General features: G+C 57.9%; 19 protein-coding genes, 1 other RNA gene and 1 pseudogene. 5 read left to right on the top strand and 16 right to left on the bottom strand.

Translation table 11 applies throughout. The features are described from left to right. Window positions 1-7 precede the first annotated feature (7 nt). The 5 genes from ACO0LO_RS01090 to ACO0LO_RS01110 all read right to left on the bottom strand — a co-directional run bounded on the left by ACO0LO_RS01090 (window position 8) and on the right by ACO0LO_RS01110 (window position 5410). Complete coding sequence (locus ACO0LO_RS01090; protein WP_422962342.1) at window positions 8-1255, bottom strand: CaiB/BaiF CoA transferase family protein; 1248 nt, start codon at window positions 1253-1255, stop codon at window positions 8-10. 62 nt (window positions 1256-1317) lie between these two features. Then, on the bottom strand, window positions 1318-1914 hold the full coding sequence (recR, locus tag ACO0LO_RS01095) for a recombination mediator RecR (protein WP_422962343.1): 597 nt from the start codon (window positions 1912-1914) through the stop codon (window positions 1318-1320). A 102-nt stretch (window positions 1915-2016) separates the two neighbouring features. After that, a complete protein-coding gene (locus tag ACO0LO_RS01100; RefSeq protein ID WP_188568245.1) occupies window positions 2017-2343 on the bottom strand; it encodes a YbaB/EbfC family nucleoid-associated protein in 327 nt (108 codons plus the stop codon). Window positions 2344-2376: 33 nt separating this feature from the next. Beyond that, window positions 2377-4683, bottom strand: coding sequence for a DNA polymerase III subunit gamma/tau (locus ACO0LO_RS01105; protein ID WP_422962344.1), 2307 nt, complete (start codon window positions 4681-4683; stop codon window positions 2377-2379). 112 nt (window positions 4684-4795) lie between these two features. Further along, window positions 4796-5410, bottom strand: a complete 615-nt coding sequence (locus ACO0LO_RS01110) for a TetR/AcrR family transcriptional regulator (protein ID WP_422962345.1) — start codon at window positions 5408-5410, stop codon at window positions 4796-4798. A 99-nt stretch (window positions 5411-5509) separates the two neighbouring features. Here ACO0LO_RS01110 and ACO0LO_RS01115 point away from each other — a divergent pair, with 99 nt between their 5' ends. Further along, window positions 5510-7159: an isovaleryl-CoA dehydrogenase gene (locus ACO0LO_RS01115; RefSeq protein WP_422962346.1), complete on the top strand. Its 1650-nt coding sequence runs from the start codon at window positions 5510-5512 to the stop codon at window positions 7157-7159. Between the two features lie 229 nt (window positions 7160-7388). Then, complete coding sequence (locus ACO0LO_RS01120) at window positions 7389-8054, top strand: DUF642 domain-containing protein (protein ID WP_422962347.1); 666 nt, start codon at window positions 7389-7391, stop codon at window positions 8052-8054. A 97-nt stretch (window positions 8055-8151) separates the two neighbouring features. Here the strand turns inward: ACO0LO_RS01120 and ACO0LO_RS01125 are convergent, their stop codons facing one another. Further along, window positions 8152-9171 (bottom strand): zinc-binding alcohol dehydrogenase family protein, encoded by a 1020-nt coding sequence (locus ACO0LO_RS01125; protein WP_422962348.1) that lies wholly within the window; start codon window positions 9169-9171, stop codon window positions 8152-8154. Window positions 9172-9369: 198 nt separating this feature from the next. Between ACO0LO_RS01125 and ACO0LO_RS01130 the strand changes: the two genes are divergently transcribed. Next, window positions 9370-10284 carry a LysR family transcriptional regulator gene (locus ACO0LO_RS01130; RefSeq protein ID WP_422962349.1) on the top strand — a complete coding sequence of 305 codons (915 nt, stop codon included), beginning with the start codon at window positions 9370-9372 and terminating at the stop codon, window positions 10282-10284. Between the two features lie 73 nt (window positions 10285-10357). Here the strand turns inward: ACO0LO_RS01130 and ACO0LO_RS01135 are convergent, their stop codons facing one another. The 3 genes from ACO0LO_RS01135 to ubiD all read right to left on the bottom strand — a co-directional run bounded on the left by ACO0LO_RS01135 (window position 10358) and on the right by ubiD (window position 12638). Further along, window positions 10358-10822, bottom strand: coding sequence for a cache domain-containing protein (locus tag ACO0LO_RS01135; RefSeq protein ID WP_422962350.1), 465 nt, complete (start codon window positions 10820-10822; stop codon window positions 10358-10360). A gap of 153 nt (window positions 10823-10975) precedes the next feature. Beyond that, an RNA gene (gene ffs / locus ACO0LO_RS01140) (signal recognition particle sRNA small type) lies at window positions 10976-11074 on the bottom strand. A gap of 79 nt (window positions 11075-11153) precedes the next feature. Beyond that, window positions 11154-12638 (bottom strand): 4-hydroxy-3-polyprenylbenzoate decarboxylase, encoded by a 1485-nt coding sequence (gene ubiD / locus ACO0LO_RS01145; RefSeq protein ID WP_422962351.1) that lies wholly within the window; start codon window positions 12636-12638, stop codon window positions 11154-11156. A gap of 489 nt (window positions 12639-13127) precedes the next feature. Here ubiD and ACO0LO_RS01150 point away from each other — a divergent pair, with 489 nt between their 5' ends. Beyond that, a complete protein-coding gene (locus ACO0LO_RS01150; protein WP_422962352.1) occupies window positions 13128-14078 on the top strand; it encodes a transglycosylase SLT domain-containing protein in 951 nt (316 codons plus the stop codon). A gap of 83 nt (window positions 14079-14161) precedes the next feature. Here the strand turns inward: ACO0LO_RS01150 and ACO0LO_RS01155 are convergent. From ACO0LO_RS01155 to ribBA, 4 genes and pseudogenes are all read right to left on the bottom strand, one after another. After that, window positions 14162-15325 (bottom strand): annotated as a pseudogene (locus tag ACO0LO_RS01155) (pyridoxal phosphate-dependent aminotransferase). Window positions 15326-15434: 109 nt separating this feature from the next. Next, window positions 15435-15899, bottom strand: coding sequence for a transcription antitermination factor NusB (gene nusB / locus ACO0LO_RS01160; protein ID WP_422962353.1), 465 nt, complete (start codon window positions 15897-15899; stop codon window positions 15435-15437). Between the two features lie 60 nt (window positions 15900-15959). Continuing rightward, complete coding sequence (ribH, locus tag ACO0LO_RS01165; RefSeq protein ID WP_422962354.1) at window positions 15960-16457, bottom strand: 6,7-dimethyl-8-ribityllumazine synthase; 498 nt, start codon at window positions 16455-16457, stop codon at window positions 15960-15962. A 69-nt stretch (window positions 16458-16526) separates the two neighbouring features. Continuing rightward, the gene (gene ribBA / locus ACO0LO_RS01170) at window positions 16527-17642 is read right to left on the bottom strand and encodes a bifunctional 3,4-dihydroxy-2-butanone-4-phosphate synthase/GTP cyclohydrolase II (RefSeq protein WP_422962355.1); all 1116 of its coding nucleotides are present in this window, start codon (window positions 17640-17642) and stop codon (window positions 16527-16529) included. A 515-nt stretch (window positions 17643-18157) separates the two neighbouring features. Here ribBA and ACO0LO_RS01175 point away from each other — a divergent pair. Next, entirely contained in the window at window positions 18158-20602 is a 2445-nt protein-coding gene (locus ACO0LO_RS01175) for a DUF6600 domain-containing protein (RefSeq protein WP_422962356.1), read from the top strand. 42 nt (window positions 20603-20644) lie between these two features. Here the strand turns inward: ACO0LO_RS01175 and ACO0LO_RS01180 are convergent, their stop codons facing one another. The 3 genes from ACO0LO_RS01180 to cls all read right to left on the bottom strand — a co-directional run bounded on the left by ACO0LO_RS01180 (window position 20645) and on the right by cls (window position 23122). Further along, a complete protein-coding gene (locus tag ACO0LO_RS01180) occupies window positions 20645-21031 on the bottom strand; it encodes a hypothetical protein (protein ID WP_422962357.1) in 387 nt (128 codons plus the stop codon). Between the two features lie 89 nt (window positions 21032-21120). After that, entirely contained in the window at window positions 21121-21612 is a 492-nt protein-coding gene (locus ACO0LO_RS01185; RefSeq protein ID WP_422962358.1) for a hypothetical protein, read from the bottom strand. Between the two features lie 52 nt (window positions 21613-21664). Continuing rightward, the gene (gene cls / locus ACO0LO_RS01190; RefSeq protein WP_422962359.1) at window positions 21665-23122 is read right to left on the bottom strand and encodes a cardiolipin synthase; all 1458 of its coding nucleotides are present in this window, start codon (window positions 23120-23122) and stop codon (window positions 21665-21667) included. Window positions 23123-23183: the final 61 nt, after the last annotated feature.

Genomic DNA, 23183 nt, shown 5'->3' on the forward strand with positions numbered 1-23183 from the left:
CCAGGCTTTAAATGGTTTTATTTTTTTTGAATTGTGCTATCTGCGCATCATCATAACCGAGACTGCGCAATACCTCGTCATTGTGCTCTCCCAGCCCCGGCCCCATCCATGCCGTATGCCCGGGCGTTTCGGAAAGCTTGGGCGTAATGGCCGGCAGCTTGACCGGTGTGCCGTCGCTGAATGCATGCTGTTCAAACATACCGCGGGCCAGGAATTGCGGATCGCTCATCATGTCGCGCACTGAATAGATTTTCCCCACCGGCACATCGGCGCCTTTCAGGATATCCAATGCGGAATCGATGTCCTGCGTGCTGCACCATGCCTGTATCGCCTGGTCAATCTCCAGCGTGCGCGGCACCCTGCCGTCATTGCGCGCCAGCCCTGGATCGTTGGCGAGATCGCCGCGGCCTATGGCGATCATCAGGCGGCGGAATATGGCATCGCCGTTGCCGGCGATAACGATATTTTCGCCGTCGCCAGTGGTATAGGTATTGGAAGGCACTATGCCGGGCAAGGCGCCGCCGGTGCGTTCCCGCACGACGCCCGCATGGTCGAATTCCGGCACCAGCGATTCCATCAGGTTGAACACCGACTCATATAGTGCCACATCCACCATCTGCCCCTGGCCCGCAATGCAATCGACGCCGCTCTTACCATTCCAGCGGCCGCCCGTGACGTCGCGGTGACGCAGCGCCATCATGGCGCCGATGACTCCGTGCAGCGCCGCGACTGAATCGCCGATGGAAATGCCGACCCGCACCGGAGGCCGGTCGGCATGGCCGGACACATAGCGCAGGCCACCCATCGATTCGCCTATCGCGCCGAAGCCCGGCAGGTCCTTCATCGGTCCGGTCTGCCCGTAACCGGACAGGCGCACCATGATGGTGGCAGGGTTCAATCCCTTCAGCTGCTCATAGCCGAGATTCCATTTTTCCAGCACGCCGGGCCGGTAATTTTCGACAATAATGTCGGCTTCCAGCGCCAGGCGGCGCGCGATTTCCTGGCCCTGGGCATCTTTCATGTTCAGCGTGATGCTTTTTTTGTTGCGGGCCTGCACGCTCCACCATAACGAGGTGCCGTCTTTCAGTACGCGCCACTGGCGCAAGGGATCGCCGCCATCCGGCGACTCCACTTTAATGACTTCCGCGCCGAATTCGGCCAGCATGCGGGAACAGAACGGCCCGGCAATCAGCGTGCCGAGTTCCAGCACCTTGATGCCTGCCAGTGGACCTTTGTTTTTAGGAAGTGTACTCATCTCTCGTCTATGTTTTTAGTTATGCTGAGATGATATTACGATTGCAGAAATAAGGTGAAACGCTAAGTGCTGCGCCGGTCCAGCATCGCGCGTGCAATCGTGCCGGCATCGACATATTCCAGCTCACCGCCCACCGGCACGCCACGCGCCAGCCGGCTGACCTTCAGGCCGCGGGCCTTCATGGTTTCGCTGATGTAGTGCGCTGTCGCCTCGCCCTCATTGGTGAAATTGGTGGCCAGTACGACTTCTGACACAACGCCATCGCTGGCGCGCGCGACCAGCTTCTCCAGGTGGATGTCCTTTGGCCCCACGCCATCCAATGGCGACAGCCGCCCCATCAGCACGAAGTACAGGCCCTTGTAGGTCATCGTCTGCTCTATCATCAACTGGTCCGAAGGCGTCTCCACCACGCACAGCAGCGTAGCGTCGCGGTCTCCATCCATGCAGGTTTCGCAGAGCGTGTTTTCGGTGAAGGTATTGCAGGAGGTGCAATGCCGGATCTTTTCCACTGCCTGCGTAAAAGCATTACCCAGCAGTGCGGCGCCTTCACGATCGTGCTGCAACATGTGATAAGCCATGCGCTGCGCCGATTTAGGTCCCACGCCGGGAAGACGGCGCAAGGCTTCGGCTAATAGTTCAAGGCTGGTATGGGATTTCACAAAACTCGCCGCGGATGGATGCTGGGAAAAATACGGATAAACCTGGAAAGACGGCGCGGCTGCTGTTTTCGCAGGCGCGCCTCTTGAGGATGATGCAGCAGATCAGAAAGGCATCTTGAAGCCGGGAGGCAAAGGCATGCCCGCTGTCAGGCCGGACATTTTTTCCTGGGACGTCGCTTCCGCCTTGCGCACCGCGTCGTTGAAGGCTGCGGCCACCAGGTCTTCCAGCATATCCTTGTCGTCGCCCAGCAACGAAGGATCTATCGTGACGCGTTTGACGTCGTTCTTGCAGGTCATGACCACTTTGACCAGGCCGGCGCCGGACTGGCCTTCGACTTCGATCAGGGCCAGCTGGTCCTGCGCTTTTTTCATATTGTCTTGCATGGCCTGAGCTTGCTTCATCAAGCCGGCGAGTTGGTTTTTCATCATAAGAATTTCTCCGCTATCTGCTAATTGAATGGACTATACAGGCCTGATGCTACCGGTCACGATAGTCGCGCCGAATTCTCGCATTAAAGTCTGTATGAAGGAATCATTTTGTATCGACTGCTCGGCCAGTTTCTGGCGCGCCGCGCGTTCCGCGATGGCTTGTGCATTCGCGGTCTGCTCCACGGCACCGATCTGCGTTTCGACGCGCACCGTTCTTTCAAAGCGCTCGCCGAGTGCCGCAATCAGTTTATCAACGCTGCCTGCCGACAACAGGGTCGGCAGCGGCACACGCAGGTGGAACACCACGGCATTGCCGTTGATCTCGCAAGACACCAGTTCGCTTTGTTGCGCCAGTTGCTGCGCCACACCGCGTACCGGCAGCGCCGCCGCCAGGTTAGGCCAATGGCCATCCCAGCCGAGCTCTGCCACCGGCGCGAACGAAGCCGGCCCCGGTGCGGCAACTGCAGGCGCCGGCGCCACATATTCCGCAACCGCGGTGGCAGTCACAGCCTCTGTAGCGGAATATTCACCTGCCGCTGAATGTTGTTGCTCATGCTGCGCGGCGCCCATGCTTGCCGCCAGGGAGTCGCCGAAACGGTCGTCAGGAATATCATCCCAGCGATCGGACCCGGCATTCGCCGCCCTTGCGGGCGCATTGCCGGAGCTGCCGGAGTTACCGCTATTACTATTGACTGAGGGGCGCGTGGTGCTGAGCGTGACGTCGTCGTCCCATGGCGGCGGCATATCATCGGCGGGGTCCATTTGCTGCCTGCTCGCCACCGCTACAGGTGCTGCCGCAACAGGCGGCGCGGCGCGGGTAGGTGCCGGCGCAACTGAAGGAGAAACCGCAGCAGAAACAGCTACTGGAGGCGTTGGAGCCGCAGTCGCCGGCTTGTTCACACCGGAACGCGCGGCCGCCAGCGCCGCCATCGCCGGGCTCAACGCGGGCTTGGCGGTAACGGCCGGCGCTTCGGCCTGAACACTTACCTGGGCACTTATCTGAACAGCAGGAGCAGCCGGTGGCGTCTGTGCCTGTATCTGTGCCTGTGGCACGGGCGCGCTTACCACGTTGATATTGCCCGGCGGTTTTTGCGGACTGGCTGCCGGAGCAGACTGAACGGGCGAAGCCGCCTTCGGCCGCGCCGGCGCTACGGATGCCGGTGGAGAGCCTGCGGGAGCCGCCGGCCTGCCAGCTGGCGGCCTGGATGGAGGGCCGCCCTGCACATGATCCTTACTTCCTTCGGCGGGACGAAAAGCCAGCATGCGCAATAAAGTCATGCTGAAACCGGCATATTCGTCAGGCGCCAGCGCCAGTTCGTTGCGGCCATGCACGGCTATCTGGTAAAACAGCTGCACTTCTTCCTTGTCGAACGCCGTCGCCAGCCGCAATACGTCTTCCCGCTCCGGCAATTCGTCCGCCACAGCCGCAGGCACCATCTGCGCAATCGCAATCTGATGCAGCAAAGTGCCGAGATCCTGCAACGCGGCCTTGTACGACAGGCTGCGCGCAGCCATCTCGTCGGCCACGTCCAACAAGGCCCGGCCGTCATTGGCGGCCAGCGCATCCAGCAGGCGGATCAGGTAAGACTGGTCCAGCGCGCCCAGCATGCCCTGCACTGCTTCCAGCGTGACCTTGCCGGCGGCATAAGCGATTGCCTGGTCAGTCAGCGACAAGGCGTCGCGCATGGAGCCGTGCGCGCCCTGCGACAATAGCCGCAAGGCCGGCATTTCAAACTCTATCTGTTCCTGCCCCAGGATATTTTCCAAGTGGCCGACGATATGGCCAGGCGGCATCTGCTTCAGGTTGAACTGCAGGCAGCGCGACAACACGGTTACCGGGATTTTTTGCGGATCGGTGGTCGCCAGGATAAACTTGACGTGCTCGGGCGGTTCCTCCAGCGTCTTCAGCATGGAATTGAACGCATGGTTGGTCAGCATGTGCACCTCGTCGATCATATAGACCTTGAAGCGCGCATTGGACGGCGCATACACCGCCTGCTCCAGCAACTGGGCCATTTCATCGACGCCGCGGTTGGATGCAGCATCCATTTCTATGTAATCGACAAAGCGGCCGGCATCGATCGCAACACAGGCTTCACAGACGCCGCAAGGATGCGAGGTAATGCCGCCGTTGCCATCCGGCCCCTGGCAGTTGAAGGATTTGGCCAGGATGCGCGATAGCGTCGTTTTACCCACACCCCGTGTTCCTGTGAACAGGTAGGCATGATGCAGGCGCTGCTGATCCAGGGCGTGGCTCAATGCACGTACGACGTGCTCCTGTCCCACCAGCGTTTCAAAGCTTTTGGGACGGTATTTTCGGGCGAGGACTTGATATGACATCCCATGATTTTACCCTATCCGCACATCGAAACCTACCAAACCGGCCAGGCAAGTTCCAATGGACGCTGCCGCAGCCACCACTGACATGATGAAGCCGCGCGTAAACGCCTGATTATGAAAGCAAATATCCCAGCACCAGCGACTTCAGCTGGTGCCGGAATTCTTCTCCGGGCACGGTCTCCGGCGCCGTCATCAGCCGCTGGTATAGCACACCATACACCGCTGCGTGCACCACGTCGGGGTTTTTGCCGGCATATTGCGCGCCGTCACTGCTGGCGCTGAAAACCTGCGACCAGATATCGGCTATATGCTGGTACAGCGCTCTATAGGCCGAAGGATCGGATACTTGCCGCTCCAGGACAATCAGCGCCGACCACTCTTCGGTATGCCGGCTGTGCAGTTCCAGCATGCCGTCCAGCAGCGCTGCCGCCATGTCCGGCAAGGAACAACCGCGCCTGGCGTCGATGCAGGCCAGCATGCAGGCGCCCACGCCTTTGAAACGCTGGTGGATGCAGTGCGCGGCAATTGATTTTTTGCTGGGAAAATACTCGTAGACGGTCCCCAGCCCGACTCCTGCCACCAGCGCAATGTCACGGATTGTGAGGCGGCTGTAGCCTTTCTCGACCAAAAGCCGAACAAAGGCATCCAGAATGGCTGTCTGGGTCATCCTGGAGCGCTGCTGCACCGGCTTGCGGCGTGATCTTAAAGGGCTATTGTCAGGGCTCATCGTTAATCGGCAATGCAAACAAAATACGAACACCCGGCGGTTGCATCGGGCATACACTACGATGCATAACAAGGACTACAACATTATCAGGAGACCGGCATGCAATGGCAGACCCACGAAGTGAGCAATCAAGTTCCCGAACTGCAAGACTACAATATTTTCCGCAGCGACGCGGCATTGATGGAAGGGGTGCAGCGTGGCGAGGCAGGCTGGCACGCGGACCGGCTCAGCAACTTCGGCGCCGAACTCGGCAGCAAGGAGGTGCTTCAACTAGGAGAACTGGCCAACCATCACCTGCCTGAACTTAAAACGCACGACCGTTTTGGCAAGCGTATCGACCAGGTCGATTTCCACCCCAGCTGGCACAGCCTGCTGGCGCTGCTGCGGCGAGAAGGCCTGCATGCCATGCCCTGGGCGGTACAAAAACCCGGCGCGCATGTTGCCCGGGCTGCCGGCTACTACCTTCAGTCGCAGGTTGAATCTGGCTCGCTGTGCCCGACCACGATGACTTTTGCCTCCATCCCCGTGCTGGCGCAAGAGCCTGGGCTGTATGCGCTGCTGAAGGACAAGCTGTTCTCCAACGAGCACGACCCGCGCGACCTGCCCATCGAACAAAAAAAATCGATCCTGATCGGCATGGGCATGACCGAAAAACAGGGCGGATCCGACGTACGCACCAATACTACGGTGGCCGAACCTTTATCCGGTCTGGGGCGCGGCGCGGCATACCTGCTGACCGGACATAAATGGTTTTTCTCGGCGCCGATGTGCGATGCACACCTGGTGCTCGCGCGCACCGACGCCGGCCTGTCCTGTTTCTTTGTGCCCCGCTGGAAACCGGATGGCAGCAAGAACCCTATCTTGATACAGCGCCTGAAAGACAAGCTGGGCAACAAATCCAACTCCAGCAGCGAAGTGGAATTCCAGGGAGCCTACGGCGTCATGGTGGGCGAAGAAGGACGAGGCATACCCACCATCATAGAAATGGCGAACCTTACCCGGCTGGATTGCGTCATCGGCAGCGCAGCGCTGATGCGGCAGGCATTGACGCAGGCTATCCACCACGCGCGCAACCGCAAGGCATTCGGCCGTCTGCTGGCAGACCAGCCGCTGATGCGCAATGTACTGGCCGACCTGGCGTTGGAAAGCGAAGCCGCCACGTTGCTGATGCTGAAACTGGCCAGTGCACTGGAACAGCCTGACGACCCCTTGCAACGCGCATGGAAACGCATCCTCACACCCGCCGCCAAATTCTGGATCTGCAAGCGCGCGCTGGAATTTACCGGTGAATGCATGGAAGTCTGGGGCGGCAACGGCTATGTAGAGACCGGCCCGATGGCGCGCTACTACCGCGAAGCGCCGGTCAATTCCATCTGGGAGGGTTCCGGCAATGTGATGTGCCTGGATGTATTGCGCGCGATGGAACGGGACCCGGAGGGCATGCATTTGCTCTTGGGCCAGCTGGAGCAGTCCGCCTTGCCCGCATTGCACATGCAGGCGGCCGAGCTGCGCGCGCAGTTGGCAGCGGAACCGGCTCAGAGGGAAGCGCAGGCGCGCAGGCTGGTGCAAAAACTGGTATTGGCGATGCAATCGCTGCTGATGCAAGAACACGCTCCTGCCGCGAGCGCCCAGGCGTTTATTGCCAGCCGTCTGGAGGGGCAAAATGGCAGGGTCTACGGCACCTTGGGAGAGGCAGTGGGTGCGGACGTGCAAACCCTCATACTGGAACGCGCCTGGCCCTGTCTTTAAATACCGCTTATCAATATTGCTTATTACTACTGCTTATTAATATTGCTATTAGACACCCAGGACCGCTATTGCGACGATACCGGCCCTGTTTTTTGTATATTCAAAGATAAAGTCGTGGCAATCCCGATAATTTTTCTCATTAAAATCAGCTATTTATTGATGTTTGACATTTCCACACGGATACTTATTGTAGTATGGAAACATCTACTTACCTATTCGGGACATGCTCATGAAATCACTCAAACTGATCGCCCTGGCTGCACTCCTTTGCGGCTCTGCGGCAAGCCACGCCACCAGCATCGTGACCAACGGCGGCTTTGAAGCGAACCAGTTTGACGGCTCATGGACGACGCTGCCCTCAATTGCCGGCTGGACATCCACCGGCCCTTTCGAATTGCAAAAAGGCAGCAATACCGGTGGCCTGAGCGTGTTTGACGTTGCCGACGAGGGCGTACAGTATCTGGAGTTGAACTCCAGCGGGCTGACCACGATTTCGCAATCACTGAACACCAGCACAGGCGGCCGCTACGACCTGTCTTTCGCGTTTTCCGGACGTTCCGATACCCCTTCCCAGGCGGCCAGCTCGATGGAAGTATTCTGGGGCACGCTGGACCTGGGCAAAATCACGGCCGCCTCCAATAGCGGCTGGGTGCAGTACAGCTTCAATAATCTGCTGGCCTCTTCCGCCAGCACTGTGCTGAGCTTTCAGTCGCTGGGGCCGACGTCCGATTCCAGCTACGGTTCCTATCTGGATGCCGTCAACGTCAATGGCTCGCGCAACACACCGGCCTCAAGCACGGTGCCTGAGCCGGCAACGCTGGCGTCGATGACGCTGGGACTGGGCCTGATCGCCTTTATCTCCCGTCGCCGCAAAGCCGCCGCTTCCAAAAAATAAATGCAAAACAGGGTGGTGCACCTGCCTGCGCCACCCTGCCGTTTTATCCTGTCAAATCAAGTCTGCTGCATTAAAAAATGCATGCAGATCTTCCCGCTTAAAAATCCTTCAGCACGATCTTGCCGATTGCGCTGCCCTGCTCCAGCAAGGCATGCGCCTTGCGCAGGTTGGCACTATTGATTGGCGACAGCACCTGGCTGACCGTTGTCGTAATGATCTTGCTATCGATCAGCCTCGCGATCTCGTTAAGCAGATTACCCTGCTCCGCCATGTCCGGCGTTTGGAACATGGAACGGGTAAACATCAGCTCCCATACGAAACTGATGCTTTTTCCCTTCAGCGCGCCTATATCCAGCGCCGCGCTGTTCTCGACAATGGAACAGATAGTGCCCTGCGGCGCAATGATTTCTGCCGCCGCGGCGAAATGCTGGTCGGTATTATTCAGGATCAGCACATAGTCGGCATGCGCATGTCCGAGTTCCTTCATTTGCGCTGCCAGGTCACCGTGGTGATTGATGACATGGTGGGCCCCCAGGTCGCGCACCCAGCTTGCAGACTCAGGGCGGGACGCCGTGGCCACCACATTCAGGCCGGCCACTTTGGATGCCAGTTGCACCGCGATAGAACCGACGCCGCCGGCGCCGCCAATGATCAGGATGGTCTTGCGCGGCATTGCATGCGGCGGCGTGCTGACACGCAGGCGGTCAAACAGGGATTCCCATGCAGTGATCGCCGTCAGCGGCAAGGCAGCAGCCTGCTCAAACTCCAGGCTGACGGGCATGTGGCCGACAATGCGCTCATCCACCAGATGGAACTCGCTGTTGCTGCCCGCGCGGGTGATGTCGCCGGCATAAAATACCTTGTCGCCCGGTTTGAAGCCTGTCACTTCCGGGCCGACGGCTTCCACCACGCCGGCGGCATCCCAGCCCAATACACGCGGTGATTTTTCTACCGTTGCTTTCGGTGCACGCACTTTCGTGTCCACCGGGTTGACGGCAATTGCCTTGATGGCGACCAGCAGGTCGCGGCCTTGCGGCACAGGTTTATCCAGCACGACATCAAGCAGGGATTCAGGATTATCGATAGGAAGGTAGTGGGTCAATGCAACTGCTTTCATGGTATTTCCCTTTCATGTGACGGCAAACGGCTCAGATCAACCAAGCCCGACATTGTGCTGAATATGCGCTTAGGTTTAGCTAGCTACTATTATGCTTATGACGGATAATTTGATAAACACGCAAAAATTTGATTTATTTTCAAACATTATTTGATAATCAATTGAAGATGAAGCGATCTGTTTTCATAGGAAAACACCATGTATTCCACCGCTGACCTGCAATTATTCATCCGCACCGCCGATACCGGCAATCTGTCCCAGGCAGCGCGCGACCTGGAGCTGAGCACGGCGACCGCCAGCGCCAGCCTGAAGCGGCTGGAGCAAAAACTGGGCACCCGGCTGTTTGTGCGTTCCACCCGCAGCATGCGCCTGACGCAGGACGGCGAAATTTTCCTGGAATACGGGCGCAACGCACTGGCTTTGCTGAAGGAAGGCGAAGCGCTGATCACTGCTGACCGCGATGCAATTCGCGGCAACATCCGGATTTCCGCATCATCGGATCTGGGCCGCACCGTGCTGCTGCCCTGGCTTAACGATTTCCAGCGCCTCCACAGCGCCGTCACCGTGACACTGCAGCTGTCCGACAGCAATGTGGACTTGTTCCGCGAACCCGTGGACATGGCTTTTCGCTATGGCAAGCAGCAGGATTCCACGCTGGTGTCGCAGCATTTGATAGACAATCGCCGCATCCTGGTGGCCTCCCCTGATTATGTAGCCACACATCCTCCGCTGCAGAGTCCGCGCGACCTGGCCAATCACAATTGCCTGCTGTACTACCTAAAGCACGGGCTAAACAATACCTGGCCTTTCCAGTCCGGCAAGGAGCTGATCGAGGTCAAGGTACGCGGAGACCGCATGGCCAACGATGGCGCGGTTGTGCGGGAGTGGGCGGTGGCCGGCTTCGGCATCGCCTATAAGTCATGGCTGGATGTCAAACACGATCTGGAGAGCGGCAGGCTGGTCCGGCTGCTGCCGGGGTTTCGGGGAGACGAGGTACCGCTGAACGTGGTGTACCCGCACAGGAATAGCGCATCGCCCCGGGTCAGGGCGCTGCTGGCTTTCTTGCGAGAGAAATTTGGCGAATATGAAGCTTCGCTTGCGGCGATGAAATAAGCACAGTTTCCGCCGCCTGTTGACATGCCAGGCGACGAAAGGACTTGCTGCCGCAGATGCTTATGGCAGCTGTCTATTTATAGATGCCGCAGCCGACAAAATAATTATCCACTTTTTCAACGTAGCTGGACTTGGCTTTCAGCGTCTTGGTAACCGGATTAGGCCACTTGTAATCGGCCCAGCCCTTGCCCTTGGTATTGACCAGCGTAATCATTTCACGGATGATGGGCTTGCCGTCGCCATCCTTGAGATCGATCAGACTTTTACCCACCATCTTGGGGTTATTGCCATGCGCCAGCGTATTGCCGTTCAGGTCGTAGACAAACAGGTATAGGTCCCGGTCATGGAACTGCGTATTGGCAGGATTGGCAAATTCTGCAAAGGCCTTTTCCTTGCCAACCTCCTTGATATACGCAATCGCTTTTTTCACCATCGCCACCGCCTGCTCCGATGTGCCCTTGTCATCCGCGGCAAAAGCCGGGGCCAGCATCGTCAATCCCAGCACACATACGGCAAGCACTTTATTGAGTGTCTTCATTGCGTCTCCAAAGGTGGATATTGAAAAAAATTGCCAATTCAGGTTAATTTTAAACAAGAGAGATTGCAAGCGAATTGCTACCGTTGTGCAACGCTGGCGAGAACTATTTGAGGGGATGTAAAGTAAAAACGCGACCGTGTGGTCGAAAGAGAAAGAGGCGAGCCTTGTCTGCGGCACTTGCGGGAAATGACTGTGGCTGCTTCGTTCCCGACCTGACCAGATTGGCCATGCCGCAATGCGCAGGGGCCCGCCAGCGCGCATTGTAGCGCATAACGTGCGTCCCTGCAGCGGTTTTTATCATGGCAAGAAGCGCCGAAGCACGGCGCCGTTCTTATATACCCAGCTCCTGCCAGATCTGATCCACCCGGCTTTTTACTTCCGGCGTCATCTGTATTGTCGTGCCCCATTCGCGGCTGGTTTCGCCGGGCCACTTGTTGGTGGCATCAATGCCCATCTTGCTGCCGAGTCCGCTGACCGGCGACGCAAAATCCAGGTAATCAATCGGCGTATTGTCCACCAGCGTCGTATCCCGCAATGGATCTACCCGGGTTGTGATCGCCCAGATCACTTCCTTCCAGTCGCGAATATTGACGTCTTCATCGACAACGATAATGAACTTGGTATACATGAACTGGCGCAGGAAACTCCATACGCCAAACATCACCCGTTTTGCGTGGCCGGCATACGCTTTCCTGATCTGTACAACCGCCATGCGATAGCTACAGCCTTCCGGCGGCAAGTAGAAATCCAGGATTTCTGAAAATTGTTTTTGCAACAAGGGGATAAACACCTCGTTCAGCGCCACGCCAAGCACGGCGGGCTCGTCCGGTGGTTTGCCTGTATACGTGGAGTGATAAATAGGATCGCGGCGCATCGTGATCCTGTCTATCGTAAACACCGGGAACCAGTCCTGCTCATTATAGTAGCCGGTATGGTCGCCATACGGGCCTTCCAGCGCGTGCTCATAACCGCTGGGGTGCGATTCATCCGGATAGATATGGCCTTCCAGCACAATCTCGGCGGATGCCGGCACGCGCAGCTCGCTGCCTATCGCCTTCACCAGCTCGGTCCGGCTACCGCGCAGCAGGCCGGCAAACTGGTATTCAGACAGGCTGTCGGGCACTGGCGTCACCGCCCCTAGTATTGTTGCAGGGTCGGCACCCAGCGCAACGGCGATGGGATAAGGCTGCCCTTTGTTGACGATGCAGTGTTCGCGAAAATCCAGCGCGCCGCCGCGATGCGCCAGCCAGCGCATGATGACCTTGTTACGGCCCAGGACCTGCTGCCGGTAGATGCCAAGGTTCTGCCGCTTCTTGTTGGGCCCCTTGGTAATGACAAGGCCCCAGGTGATCAGCGGCGCGACATCGCCAGGCCAGCAATGCTGGATGGGCAGACGCGCCAGATCGACATCATTGCCCTCCCAGACGATCTCGTGGCAAGGCGCACTACGCAACTCTTTTGGCGCCATGTCCCATACCGCCTTGACCAGGGAGCCCAGGCCCAGTATGTCTTTCAGCCCTTTCGGCGGCTCCGGCTCTTTTAGCGAAGACAGCACGTGGCCTATCTTGCGCAGCTCGCTGACGTCATCAGCGCCCATGCCCATCGCTACGCGCTTTGGCGTACCGAACAGGTTGCCCAGCACCGGTATCGTATGGCCTGTCGGATGCTGGAAAAGCAGTGCGGGCCCCTCAGCCCTGAGCGTGCGGTCGCAGATTTCAGTCATCTCCAAAAAAGGAGAAACTGGCGTAACTATCTGTTTTAATTCACTTTTTTGTTGCAACTGAGAAATAAAGTCTCTCAAATCCGTGTATTTCATGTTTTTTAGCGTTTTTATGATATGAACTTGTTAATGGAGATAAGTCCGGCAAGTGCTTGATTTTATTGAACTTTGCTGCAATGCAGCACAAATTTTAAGATCCAAAAGTAATAACGATTGCATTTTATAGTATTGACTTGATATAAAACCGCCCCTACAATTCGCCCAACTTGATGAAGAGGTACTTGACTTCCGCGGCTTTCGAACAAAGAAAGTAACGCCACACGGTAACATCATTCAAGGGGTTCGGGCCCCACATAACATTTTAAGGATTGTTTTCACAAGGCGTCTGCCTTATCCCCGAAAAAAAGTTGTTTGCCGCTGGTCAGGCCTTCAGGAGCCAACCAGCCGACATGGCACACAACTCCGGCGTCTGTCGGCTCGCGCTAGCGGTGACAGACGATGTACTGATTCGCGATAGATTCTGCATCTGCATATTTGTTTTCCTGCAAAGGATTCAACACGTGCCGCGAGTATTCAGGAGGTAACATGTTTCAACGTTTCATTTTAGCAGTTCAACAAGGCAGCCTGTCGGCAGCCGGCAAGACCAGCATCGCAAAAGCAGTAGGCATTTTCGCCCGTGATACTAAAAACGGGTTCGTCACTACCATTCACCACCTGCTGATGGTATTAGGCGTAGCAGCAATTACAGCACTGGGCCTCATGTTTATCAAACCTGACCTGGCTGAAAAATTCAAGGCACTGTCCCCCTTCACCATCAGTGAAGAAGTGGCGCAAGAAGACAACGTAGTACCGCCGCCGAACCTGGCGATGCTGATGGCCACCAAGGTTGCCGCGGCCCCCGCAGGCGCGCCGGCAGACAAAAAAACCGGCCTGACTGAAGAAGAAAGCAAAATATTGGGCACCCAGCGCCAGCAGCAATGGGTCACCAACTGGCTGGCCAAGCGCTACCGCGTCGCCAGCGATGCGACCGACATGCTGGTCTCTGCTGCATATCTGACGGCCAAGGAAATCAAGCTGGATCCCCTGCTGATCCTGTCCGTCATGGCAATCGAATCGGGACTGAACCCGTTTGCGGAAAGCCCCGTGGGAGCGCAAGGCCTGATGCAGGTCATGTCAAAAGTACACCAGGAAAAATTTGAAGACCTGGGCGGTATCAAGGCTGCACTGAATCCCGTTGCCAATATCCGTGTCGGCGCGTTGATACTGAAAGACTATGTATCCCGCGGCGGCTCAGTCGAAGCCGGCCTGAAACTGTACGTAGGTGCAGCAGCGTTTGAAAACGACTCGGGCTACGGCAGCCGCGTCCTGGCAGAATACAAACGTCTGAAGGACGTGGCCACCGGCAAGAATGTGCCTACCTTCGTGGTTCCTTCCGCGCCTGCGCGCCCACAGGAAACGCACAAAGCGGAAGCCGTGCTGGACGTCAAGACTACGGCCACTGAACCGCAAAATCCGGAACAGGTCGCCAAGCTCTGACTATAGAGAATACGCTGCCATAAAAAATGCCGCCTGCTTCATCCAGGCGGCATTTTCCATTGGCACGGCCAGTTCGAGGATGCTTATTTTTTCAGGAACTTCGCCATCCTCGCAACCGCTTCCTTCAGGTTCTCCATGGATGTCGCATAAGAGAGCCGGATATACCTGTGCGCAGTGAAAGGCCCGAAATCCAGGCCAGGCACCAGCACTACCCCGGCCTCGTTCAGCAGTTCGCGGGTAAAGCGGTCGGCGTCATCGGTCAAGGCGGAACAGTCGGCATAGACGTAAAACGCGCCGTCCGGCATCACCGGCACGGCAAACCCGAGTTCGCGCAGCGCGGGTACTATATAGTCGCGCCGGCGCTTGAACTCTTGCTTGCGCTGTTCGTAGATGGCAATCGCCTCTTCTGAAAAACAGGCAATCGCCGCATACTGAGCCACCGAAGAGGGGCAGATGAACAGGTTTTGCGCCAGCTTTTCCATCTGCGGCACAATACGCTCGGGCACCACCAGCCAACCAAGGCGCCAGCCTGTCATATTGAAATACTTGCTGAAGCTGTTGATGACCACCACATCCTCGTCCAGCGACAAGGCGGATACAGGCGCAGCGTCGTAGGACAAGCCTTGGTAAATCTCGTCGACGATCGTAAAGCCACCCTTTTCCCTGACAGTGGCAATGATCTTCGCCAACTCGTCAGCGGCAATAGAAGTGCCGGTGGGATTGGATGGCGATGCCAGCAGCACGCCTGACGTGGCATCCGTCCAATGGCGGCGCACCATCTAGTCCGACAGCTGGAAGCCGTGTTCCGGTCCGCTAGGCACCAGCGCCGCAGTGCCCTCAAACGCAGCGACAAAATGACGGTTGCATGGATAGCAAGGATCCGGCATCAGCACTTCGCAGCCAGGCTGCACTAGCGCTGCGCAGGCCAGCAGCAGCGCAGCGGATGCGCCAGCAGTGACGATAATGCGGGAGGCAGGCACCTGCAGGCCGTAGCTGCGCAGGTAATAAGCGGAAATAGCCTCGCGCAAGGCAGGAACACCCAGCGCGGACGTATACTGCAGCCTGCCATCCGCCATCGCTTTGGCCGCGGCATCGATGACCGGCTGCGGCGCGGTGAAGTCCGGCTCGCCTATGCCCATGTGAATGATGTGGCGGCCCTGGGCTTCCAGCGCGGCGGCCATCTTCATCAATTCCATCACGTGAAAAGGAGCGATGTGCTGCAGCCGGGACGCGAGATTATTTTCCATACTAGATACCTGCCATAAAAAAACCGTCTTGTCCCTCACGGGAGAAGACGGCCAGTCTGATGCCGATCTGCCGGGTGCCTCGGGCACCAGCGGCAAAAGCGGAATGAAATTATTTGCCCGCGCTCACTTCCGTCGCGCGCAGCTTACCCGCCATCTTGTCCAGCACGCCATTGACATACTTGTGCCCATCCAGGCCGCCAAAGGATTTCGTCAGTTCGACGGCTTCGTTGATGACGACGCGATAAGGGATCTCTATATGGTTTTTCAACTCATAGGTGCCGATCAGCAGCGCCGCATGTTCCACCGGCGACAATTCAGAGATTTTGCGGTCGATTAGCGGAGCGATATCTTCCCTCAGTTCCAGCGACTGCTTGATGCTGCCGTGCAGCAGCGAATCAAAATGCTCCCTGTCGGCCTTGTCGAATCCGTGCGCTTCGCGGATATGCGCTTCAATCGCGCCGGCATCCTCGTTATTCAGCAGCCATTGGTACAGGCCTTGCAGCGCAAATTCGCGCGCGCGATGCCGGGGCGAGCGGCTTTTGCTCGGATTCGCGTGTTGGGTTTTTGTTGTCATAGTATTCTCAAAAAACGTATTCTTACTTGCTGTAGCGCCGCCTTGATTGCCAAGCGAAGCTCAGGCGTCGTAGTTGGCGTCCTCGGTGGACTCCGCCAATTCTTCCAGCGCCAGCGTCAGGTTCGCCATTTCAACGGCAACGCGAGCTGCATCGGCGCCCTTTTCGCTCATCCGCACTTCAGCCTGCTCGTCATTCTCTGTCGTCAGGATAGCATTGGCAACCGGCAGCCCAAAATCCAGGCCCACGCGGGTAATGCCCGAACCGGATTCGTTGGATACCAGTTCAAAATGGTAAGTCTCGCCGCGGATTACGGCACCCAGCGCGATCAGCGCATCAAACTGGTGTGTTTCCGCCAGTTTTTGCAATGCCAGCGGCACTTCCAGCGCACCAGGCACGGTAACGTGCAGGATATCTTCGTTCAGCACGCCCAACCGTGCCAACTCGGCCAGGCAGGCGCTCAGCAGGCCATTGCCGACTTTTTCATTGAAACGGGCTTGTACAATGCCAATGCGTACGCCGGCGCCGTCCAGGTTTGATTCGTAGTGTCCAACTGTCATGATGTTCTCGCTTGCGCCGGAGCGCTTAAAATAGGGTTGATTGGTGTCAAAGAACGCAAATCAGGGGCATCAGTCTGCGCAAGGCTTGTCAAAATAGCTCGTTACTTCCAGGTCGAATCCGGTCATTGACGGCATTTTGCGCGGATTGGCCAGCAGCTTCATCCGGCAGACGCCGACATCTTTCAATATCTGCGCGCCTATGCCGTAGTTGCGCAAGTCCATGCGCGCAGCGCGCCCCTGCGGCCGTGATTCCGGCGTGCTCAGCGCCTTGAACTGCTCAAACATCTGCTCGGCAGATTCTTCGCAATTGAGCAGCACGATCACGCCGGCCTTGGATGCCTTGATGGCCGCCATTGCCGAAGCCACATTCCAGGAATGCGTGGTGACTTCACTTTCCAGCAAATCCAGTATCGATACCGGCTGATGCACCCGCACCAGCGCTTCTTCGCTGCGCGTGATGTCGCCATGCACCAGCGCCAGATGCGCGGAACCGCTAGGCTTGTCGCGGTACACAATAGCCTTGAAGCTGCCGTGCACAGTCTGCATATCGCGCTCGGCAACGCGCTCTACGATACTCTCGTTCTGGCTGCGGTAGTGGATCAGGTCGGCAATCGTGCCTATCTTCAGGCCGTGTTCCTTGGCAAACTCCATCAGATCCGGCAGGCGTGCCATGGTGCCGTCATCCTTCATGATCTCGCAGATGACAGCAGCGGGCGTCAGTCCAGCCAGGTCGGCCAGGTCGCACCCTGCTTCCGTATGGCCGGCGCGCATCAGCACGCCGCCTTTTTGCGCCTTTAGCGGGAAAATATGTCCCGGCTGCACGATGTCGCTGGCTTTGGCATTTTTGGCAACGGCAACCTGCACCGTACGCGAGCGGTCGGCTGCGGAAATGCCGGTGGTGACGCCTTCGGCGGCTTCTATCGACACTGTGAAATTAGTGCCGTAGGAGGTGCCGTTGCGGCTGGTCATCATCGCCAGGTTCAGCTGGTCGCAGCGCTCTTCCGTCAACGTCAGGCAAATCAGGCCGCGGCCGAACTTGGCCATGAAGTTGATCGCTTCCGGGGTCACAAACTCTGCCGCAAGCACCAGGTCGCCTTCGTTTTCGCGGTCCTCTTCATCGACCAGGATGACCATGCGGCCAGCGCGCAGTTCTTCGACGATTTCTTTGGTATTTGACATGCTCATGGAAGATATCCTGAATTAGGCGCTTGTTTTGCTGAAAGCCGCGTCTGTTATGCCGCGCGGCAGGTTGAAGTTCAAGCCGTTATTCTAAAGGATTTACGGTATAGGATGCTGCCGGGCAGCACCAGTCTTGCGTGAAGACCAGGCCGGGGCAAATAAAAAGCCGCTTCGAAGCGGCACGCTCGTTCCCTGGCACTTGCAGGAGGTCCTCGGAACTCGTTAAACGCGTCCATCCATCGCAGCCGCGCAAGTGTAACAAAATTAAGCCCTCATGTATATATGGGTGGGGTGGGTCAACCTTTGCTGATGGACAACGTTTAAGATACTATCGCTGGCGCTTGCAGCCTTTTACATTCGGTAACATCCCGATTTGCGTCTGGCGCGTTAACAAGGTAGCGCAGGTAGCAGCTCCCTGGGCGCTTCCTTGCCGGACCGCTCACCGCGCCGGCAATGTGCAGGAACGATCCCGCAACATCGATACAAACAATGCCGCAGATAAACTGCGGCAGGAGACGGAAATGAAACTCTTTACCTCAAGCAGAGCAGCATTCAAATCACTGGCCTGCGCTGCCGCACTGCTCTCCATGCTAAGCGTCCTCGGAACAGCCCACGCGCAAACAGATCCTCCGGGACGCGTGGCCCGCCTCAATTACATCAGCGGCAGCGTTACTTTTGCACCTGCTGCCAGTGACCAGTGGGCCTATGCCGAGCTGAACCGGCCACTGACCGTGGGCGACAGCGTGTGGGCCGATAGCGGTGCCCGCGCGGAACTGCACATAGGCTCAAGCGCCGTGCGTATGGAAAGCACGACCAGCTTGAGCGTGCTTGACCTGACGGACGACATGGTCCAACTGAAGCTGAGCCAGGGCAGCCTGAGCGTGCGCATCCGTTCGTTGCCGAATAACCAGAATTTTGAAATCGACACGCCCAACCTGGCGTTTGCGATACAGGAGCCCGGCGAATACCGTCTCAGTGTAGCTGCGGACGGCAGCGCCACCACTGTCACGGTCAGGCAAGGCATAGGCATCGCGTATGGCGACAACGACAGCCTGACGCTGCATGAGAATGAGCAAATGCGCTTTTCCGGCACCGGGCTGGCGCAGGCGGCGCTGGGCACTGCTGCGCCATTTGATGCATTCGACGCCTGGGCGCGTGGCCGCGACCGCGCGGAAGAGGTTTCCGTGTCGGCCACTTACGTATCGCGCGAGACAATAGGCTACGAGCAGCTGGACAGCTACGGCACCTGGAGCAACGACCCGGAATACGGTGCCGTGTGGATGCCGCGCGCCGTCGCTGTCACCTGGACGCCTTACCGCAACGGCCACTGGACCTGGGTGGCACCGTGGGGATGGACCTGGATTGATGATGCACCATGGGGCTTTGCACCCTTTCACTACGGTAGGTGGGCCCATATCCGTTCCGGCTGGTGCTGGGTGCCGGGCCCGCGGCATATTTCGCCGGTGTATGCGCCGGCGCTGGTCGCTTTTGTCGGCGGCAACAACGGGGCAAGCTTCGGCCTGTCCATTTCTTCTGGCCCGGCCCGCGGCCCGGGCGTGGCCTGGTTTCCGCTTGCCCCGGGAGAGCGCTATCAGCCTGGTTACCGCGTCAGTCCGCGCTACATCAGCCGCGTCAATGAAACAATCATCATCCGCGGCGGCAACAATAATATCGTCAGAGATGGATACCGCAACCGGGATATTCCCAACGCCGTCATTGCCATGCCGGCAGCCGCCTTTGTCAAAGGCCAGCCGGTCGGCCCGGTAGCCCGCGCCATGCGGCCGCATGAATTTGACAGGGCTGAAATAGCAACAGCCGGACCGCAGCTGGCGCCGGTCAGGGAAAGCATATTAGGCAACGCCAAGCCGGCAGGGATGCCGGCCGGCGCCCACCTATGGCAGCGCCCGGTCGTCGCAACCGTTGCGCCACCGGTCGCGCCTGCCAGGCAGGATGCGCTGGCGCAGCAGTTCGCACAGCATGCCGGTCCTGCCATCCCCGGCGTAGGCCCTGCATTGGTCCGGCAGCAAACTGGCGCCCAGGCTGTGGCGCCTGTACTCGGCCAAGGCAGCAGAAATCCGCCCGACAACCGCGGTAGGCAAGCATCCCAGCGCGTAGACCCTTCCAATGTCAGGATCGCCGCAGGCGCGCCAAGACAAGCCCAGACCGATCGCAGGAACAATGCGGAAGAAACCCGCCCGGCCGTCTTGGGGCAGCCTAACGTCATCGGTAATGTACAGCGCGGCGCCGCGCAGCCATCGCCGGCTCCAGTGCAACAGGAAGCCGGACGCGGACAGCCGCAGGCCCCCGGCGCGAACGGCACTATGCAAAATTTGCCAAGGCAGGAGAACACACCGGCTTTTGAAAACGGTAACCGCCAGCAAATGCAACCCGCCTACAGCGACGGACGTAATGCACCACCGTCCGTCCGCCAGCCCATGCCGGCAACGCCTGCACAGCAAATGCCCCAGGTTCAGACACCTGCTGTAGTCAATGCTCCCACAGCAGGTCCGGCGGTACCCCAGCCACCCAGGGAAGCAAGACCGGAATATCGGCCGACACTGGAACGCAGAAGCAGGGATGGCCTGATGCCTGAGCAGCGGGAACAACAGCAACAGCAGGAGCAACAACGGCAACAGAGGGAAGCGCTGCGCAACCAGATCCAGCCTATGCCAGCCCAGCCAGCCCATATTGAGCCGGCGCCAACGGCACAGCCTCCACAACGGCCGCAACCGCGCCCGCAAGAGATCGCGCAACCGCCGCAGCAGCAACCACAACAGCCGGTGCAACCGCAAAGACGCATGGAACGCCAGGAGCCGATGGAAATCCGCAGGGAAGCGCCTCCCCGCCCAGCCCCGGTTGCCCAACCGGCGCCCATGCCGGCGCCAGCACCTGCGCCGGCTGCTGCGAGGCAGGAAAAAGAGGTCAGAGAAAAGAACGAACGCGGAGTTCCCAAGAAAGTGGAATAGCCTGCAAAGAAAAAACGGCCGGATTAAAATCCAGCCGTTTTTTTATTCGTGGCCCGTAATCGTGCAAGCCAGGTTGCTGGGGCCGTAGACCAGCGTGCGTTTACCCTTGCCGCCGTCATCGAGCAAAAAACGCACATTGCCGCTTGGGTAGTTGACAGTCGTGATCGACATGGCCGCCTGGTCTATGCGCTCCCAGGCGCCGTGGATATTTTTACAGGTGATGACGCAGCCGGCAGACGTGCATTTATCGACTGTCCTGAAAACATTCGTCTCCGCCTGTGCTATTGCAGCGGGCGTCGCCGTGGACGAAGGAGCTGCCGCGGGTAATGCAGGAGATGCAGGAGACGCAGCAGATGCCGCAGACGGAACAATTGTAGCCATCACGGCGCTTGCAAAGCCCGATACCAGTATTGCAGCGAGATGCTTCATGGTTGCCTTTATCAAATCCACGGCAGGTACCGTGTAAGCAGGATTCTAACGAACTAATGCTGCCCGGAGCAATCGCTGTTGCAGGCGCACTACTCTGCCATCTGCGGCAGCGCAATCGTTCGTAGCTGGAAGCGGCCGTCATTATTGAACAGCCAGGTTTCGGAGATTTCCACCTTCCCGTTTTTCAGCAGGTGCGATGCAGGCTTTGGAAAAGGCGCGGTGTTGTTCAGGCTTAGCAGTGCGGTTGATTCGGTTGCCTTGTCGTGATTGGTGCGCACGATATCGCTACGCAGCAGCTTGCCGTCCGGCGCCACTGCATATTTGATGACGATCACTGCGCGCAGCAAGGCTTGCGGCCGTTCTATGTACACCTTGGTGGAATTAACCTGCGCTATCCGCTCGGCGAGGTCGCGCTTGTAGCCGTCCAAGGTGCTTGCTGTTGATGTCGCATCGGGCGTGGTGTCGACTTTTTCAGTGATTTTTTTGACCGTCTCATCTCTTTTTGCGGGTGTATCCGGTCCACGTGACGAGCAGGCGACGCAAAGGCAAGCCCCCAAAGCCACTACTGTCCTGAATTTCATTTAAGTCCCCTTCCCGGCTTTGCTTTTTTTGCCGGACAAGACGGCAGACCGGTTACAACCAGTATCCCATTCTCATCGCAGCCCATTCTTTCAGCTTATCACCGAAGGGGCGTTTTTCCCACTCCTCTTTGCTGATTTCCTTCGAACCGCGCAGGTCGCCATCGAAGGTTTTTTCCATATCGTCGCCAAAGGAATCACCGAGTACGATGACGTTCAATTCCCGGTTATGCAAAAAGCTGCGGGTATCCAGATTAGTAGATCCTACTGTGGACCAGGCGCCATCGATGACCGCCGTCTTTGCATGCAGAACAGACACCTGCAGCTGGAAAATCTTGACACCGCTTTGCAGCAATTTGGCATAGAAAGAACGGCCCGCATGATAAACCAGGCCGCTATCCGACACGCCCGGCAGCACCAGCTTTACATCCACGCCGCGTTGGGCCGCGTCGCACAAGGCCTGTACCATCTGCACGTCCGGCACAAAGTAGGCAGACGTGATGTGTATGCTCTTTTTTGCGCCCTGTATCGCCAGGATGTAGGCCTTGTAGATATCGAAATCGCCGTCCGGCTCACTTGCCAGCACGCGCACCAGCTTGTCTCCCACGGGGCTTAAAGGGGGGAAGAATTTTTGATCCGGCAGGTCGCCCTGTTCCTGGCTGGCCCAGGCCTCGATAAAGGTCAGCTGCAATGCGGCGACTGCCGGGCCTTCAATACGGATATGCGTATCACGCCACCCCGCTTTTGACGCTGGCTTGTTGCCGCCGGAACGGAAGAATGAACTGCTGGAATACACCTTGCTGATATTGACGCCACCGGTAAATGCAACGCTGCCGTCAACGATGAGCAGCTTCCTGTGGTCGCGGTTATTCACATCCCAATGGCCGAAGCGCTTAAAGGGATTGACCGGATTGAAAGGCATCAGGTGGATGCCGGCATTGCGCATATTCGTGAAAAACTCCTGCGGCGTTTCCAGTGTACCGACGCAGTCATAAATAATGTTGACGCGTACGCCGGCCTTTTGTTTTTCCATAAGGAGGTTGGCGAAGCGCATTCCCAGTTCGTCTTCATCGAAGATATAGGTTTCCAGATTGATCGTGTCCTTGGCTTTGCTGATTGCATCCATCATTGCGGCCATTGTCTGAGGGCCGTCCAGCAGCAGCGTCACCTTGTTGCCGGCGACAAGCGGCTCGCCGGTAGCAGCCTCTTCAAGGGCGGCAATCGCCTTCAGGTTGTCGGGAGATTTGGCCCAGCGTTTCGACAGCAGCGCACTGGCCTTGCCGGCAGGGATGGTCCCTTTGGAGCCCTCTACCGTGGGCGTGGCCTTGGGCGACAAGGTTTCACCCAGATAGTTAACTTCAGGCAGGCCGGCGCAGGCTGACAGCGTCACGGTCAACGCTGTCAGCGGCAGCAGCCGCGACCACACGCCTATATGCGAGCGTAGCAGCCTGAGGCCAAGTATGTGGCCTGCATGGAGCATCAAGGAAAAAATCTTTTTTATTGCTATTGTCATGTTGAGTTCTTCCGGCTGGACACGTGCATGAGGTCAATGCACAAAAATGCTGACATCACTG

It is taken from the genome of Undibacterium sp. TJN25 (assembly GCF_049339885.1).
In the GTDB taxonomy this organism is placed as follows: Bacteria; Pseudomonadota; Gammaproteobacteria; order Burkholderiales; family Burkholderiaceae_D; genus Undibacterium.

Bases quoted from the DNA above. Each gene is read 5' to 3' on its own strand.
- ACO0LO_RS01090 (WP_422962342.1), bottom strand. From the start codon at position 1,255: ATGAGTACACTTCCTAAAAACAAAGGTCCACTGGCAGGCATCAAGGTG.
- ACO0LO_RS01100 (WP_188568245.1), bottom strand. From the start codon at position 2,343: ATGATGAAAAACCAACTCGCCGGCTTGATGAAGCAAGCTCAGGCCATG.
- ACO0LO_RS01105 (WP_422962344.1), bottom strand. From the start codon at position 4,683: ATGTCATATCAAGTCCTCGCCCGAAAATACCGTCCCAAAAGCTTTGAA.
- ACO0LO_RS01110 (WP_422962345.1), bottom strand. From the start codon at position 5,410: ATGAGCCCTGACAATAGCCCTTTAAGATCACGCCGCAAGCCGGTGCAG.
- ACO0LO_RS01115 (WP_422962346.1), top strand. From the start codon at position 5,510: ATGCAATGGCAGACCCACGAAGTGAGCAATCAAGTTCCCGAACTGCAA.
- ACO0LO_RS01120 (WP_422962347.1), top strand. From the start codon at position 7,389: ATGAAATCACTCAAACTGATCGCCCTGGCTGCACTCCTTTGCGGCTCT.
- ACO0LO_RS01125 (WP_422962348.1), bottom strand. From the start codon at position 9,171: ATGAAAGCAGTTGCATTGACCCACTACCTTCCTATCGATAATCCTGAA.
- ACO0LO_RS01130 (WP_422962349.1), top strand. From the start codon at position 9,370: ATGTATTCCACCGCTGACCTGCAATTATTCATCCGCACCGCCGATACC.
- ACO0LO_RS01135 (WP_422962350.1), bottom strand. From the start codon at position 10,822: ATGAAGACACTCAATAAAGTGCTTGCCGTATGTGTGCTGGGATTGACG.
- ubiD (WP_422962351.1), bottom strand. From the start codon at position 12,638: ATGAAATACACGGATTTGAGAGACTTTATTTCTCAGTTGCAACAAAAA.
- ACO0LO_RS01150 (WP_422962352.1), top strand. From the start codon at position 13,128: ATGTTTCAACGTTTCATTTTAGCAGTTCAACAAGGCAGCCTGTCGGCA.
- nusB (WP_422962353.1), bottom strand. From the start codon at position 15,899: ATGACAACAAAAACCCAACACGCGAATCCGAGCAAAAGCCGCTCGCCC.
- ribH (WP_422962354.1), bottom strand. From the start codon at position 16,457: ATGACAGTTGGACACTACGAATCAAACCTGGACGGCGCCGGCGTACGC.
- ribBA (WP_422962355.1), bottom strand. From the start codon at position 17,642: ATGAGCATGTCAAATACCAAAGAAATCGTCGAAGAACTGCGCGCTGGC.
- ACO0LO_RS01175 (WP_422962356.1), top strand. From the start codon at position 18,158: ATGAAACTCTTTACCTCAAGCAGAGCAGCATTCAAATCACTGGCCTGC.
- ACO0LO_RS01180 (WP_422962357.1), bottom strand. From the start codon at position 21,031: ATGAAGCATCTCGCTGCAATACTGGTATCGGGCTTTGCAAGCGCCGTG.
- ACO0LO_RS01185 (WP_422962358.1), bottom strand. From the start codon at position 21,612: ATGAAATTCAGGACAGTAGTGGCTTTGGGGGCTTGCCTTTGCGTCGCC.
- cls (WP_422962359.1), bottom strand. From the start codon at position 23,122: ATGACAATAGCAATAAAAAAGATTTTTTCCTTGATGCTCCATGCAGGC.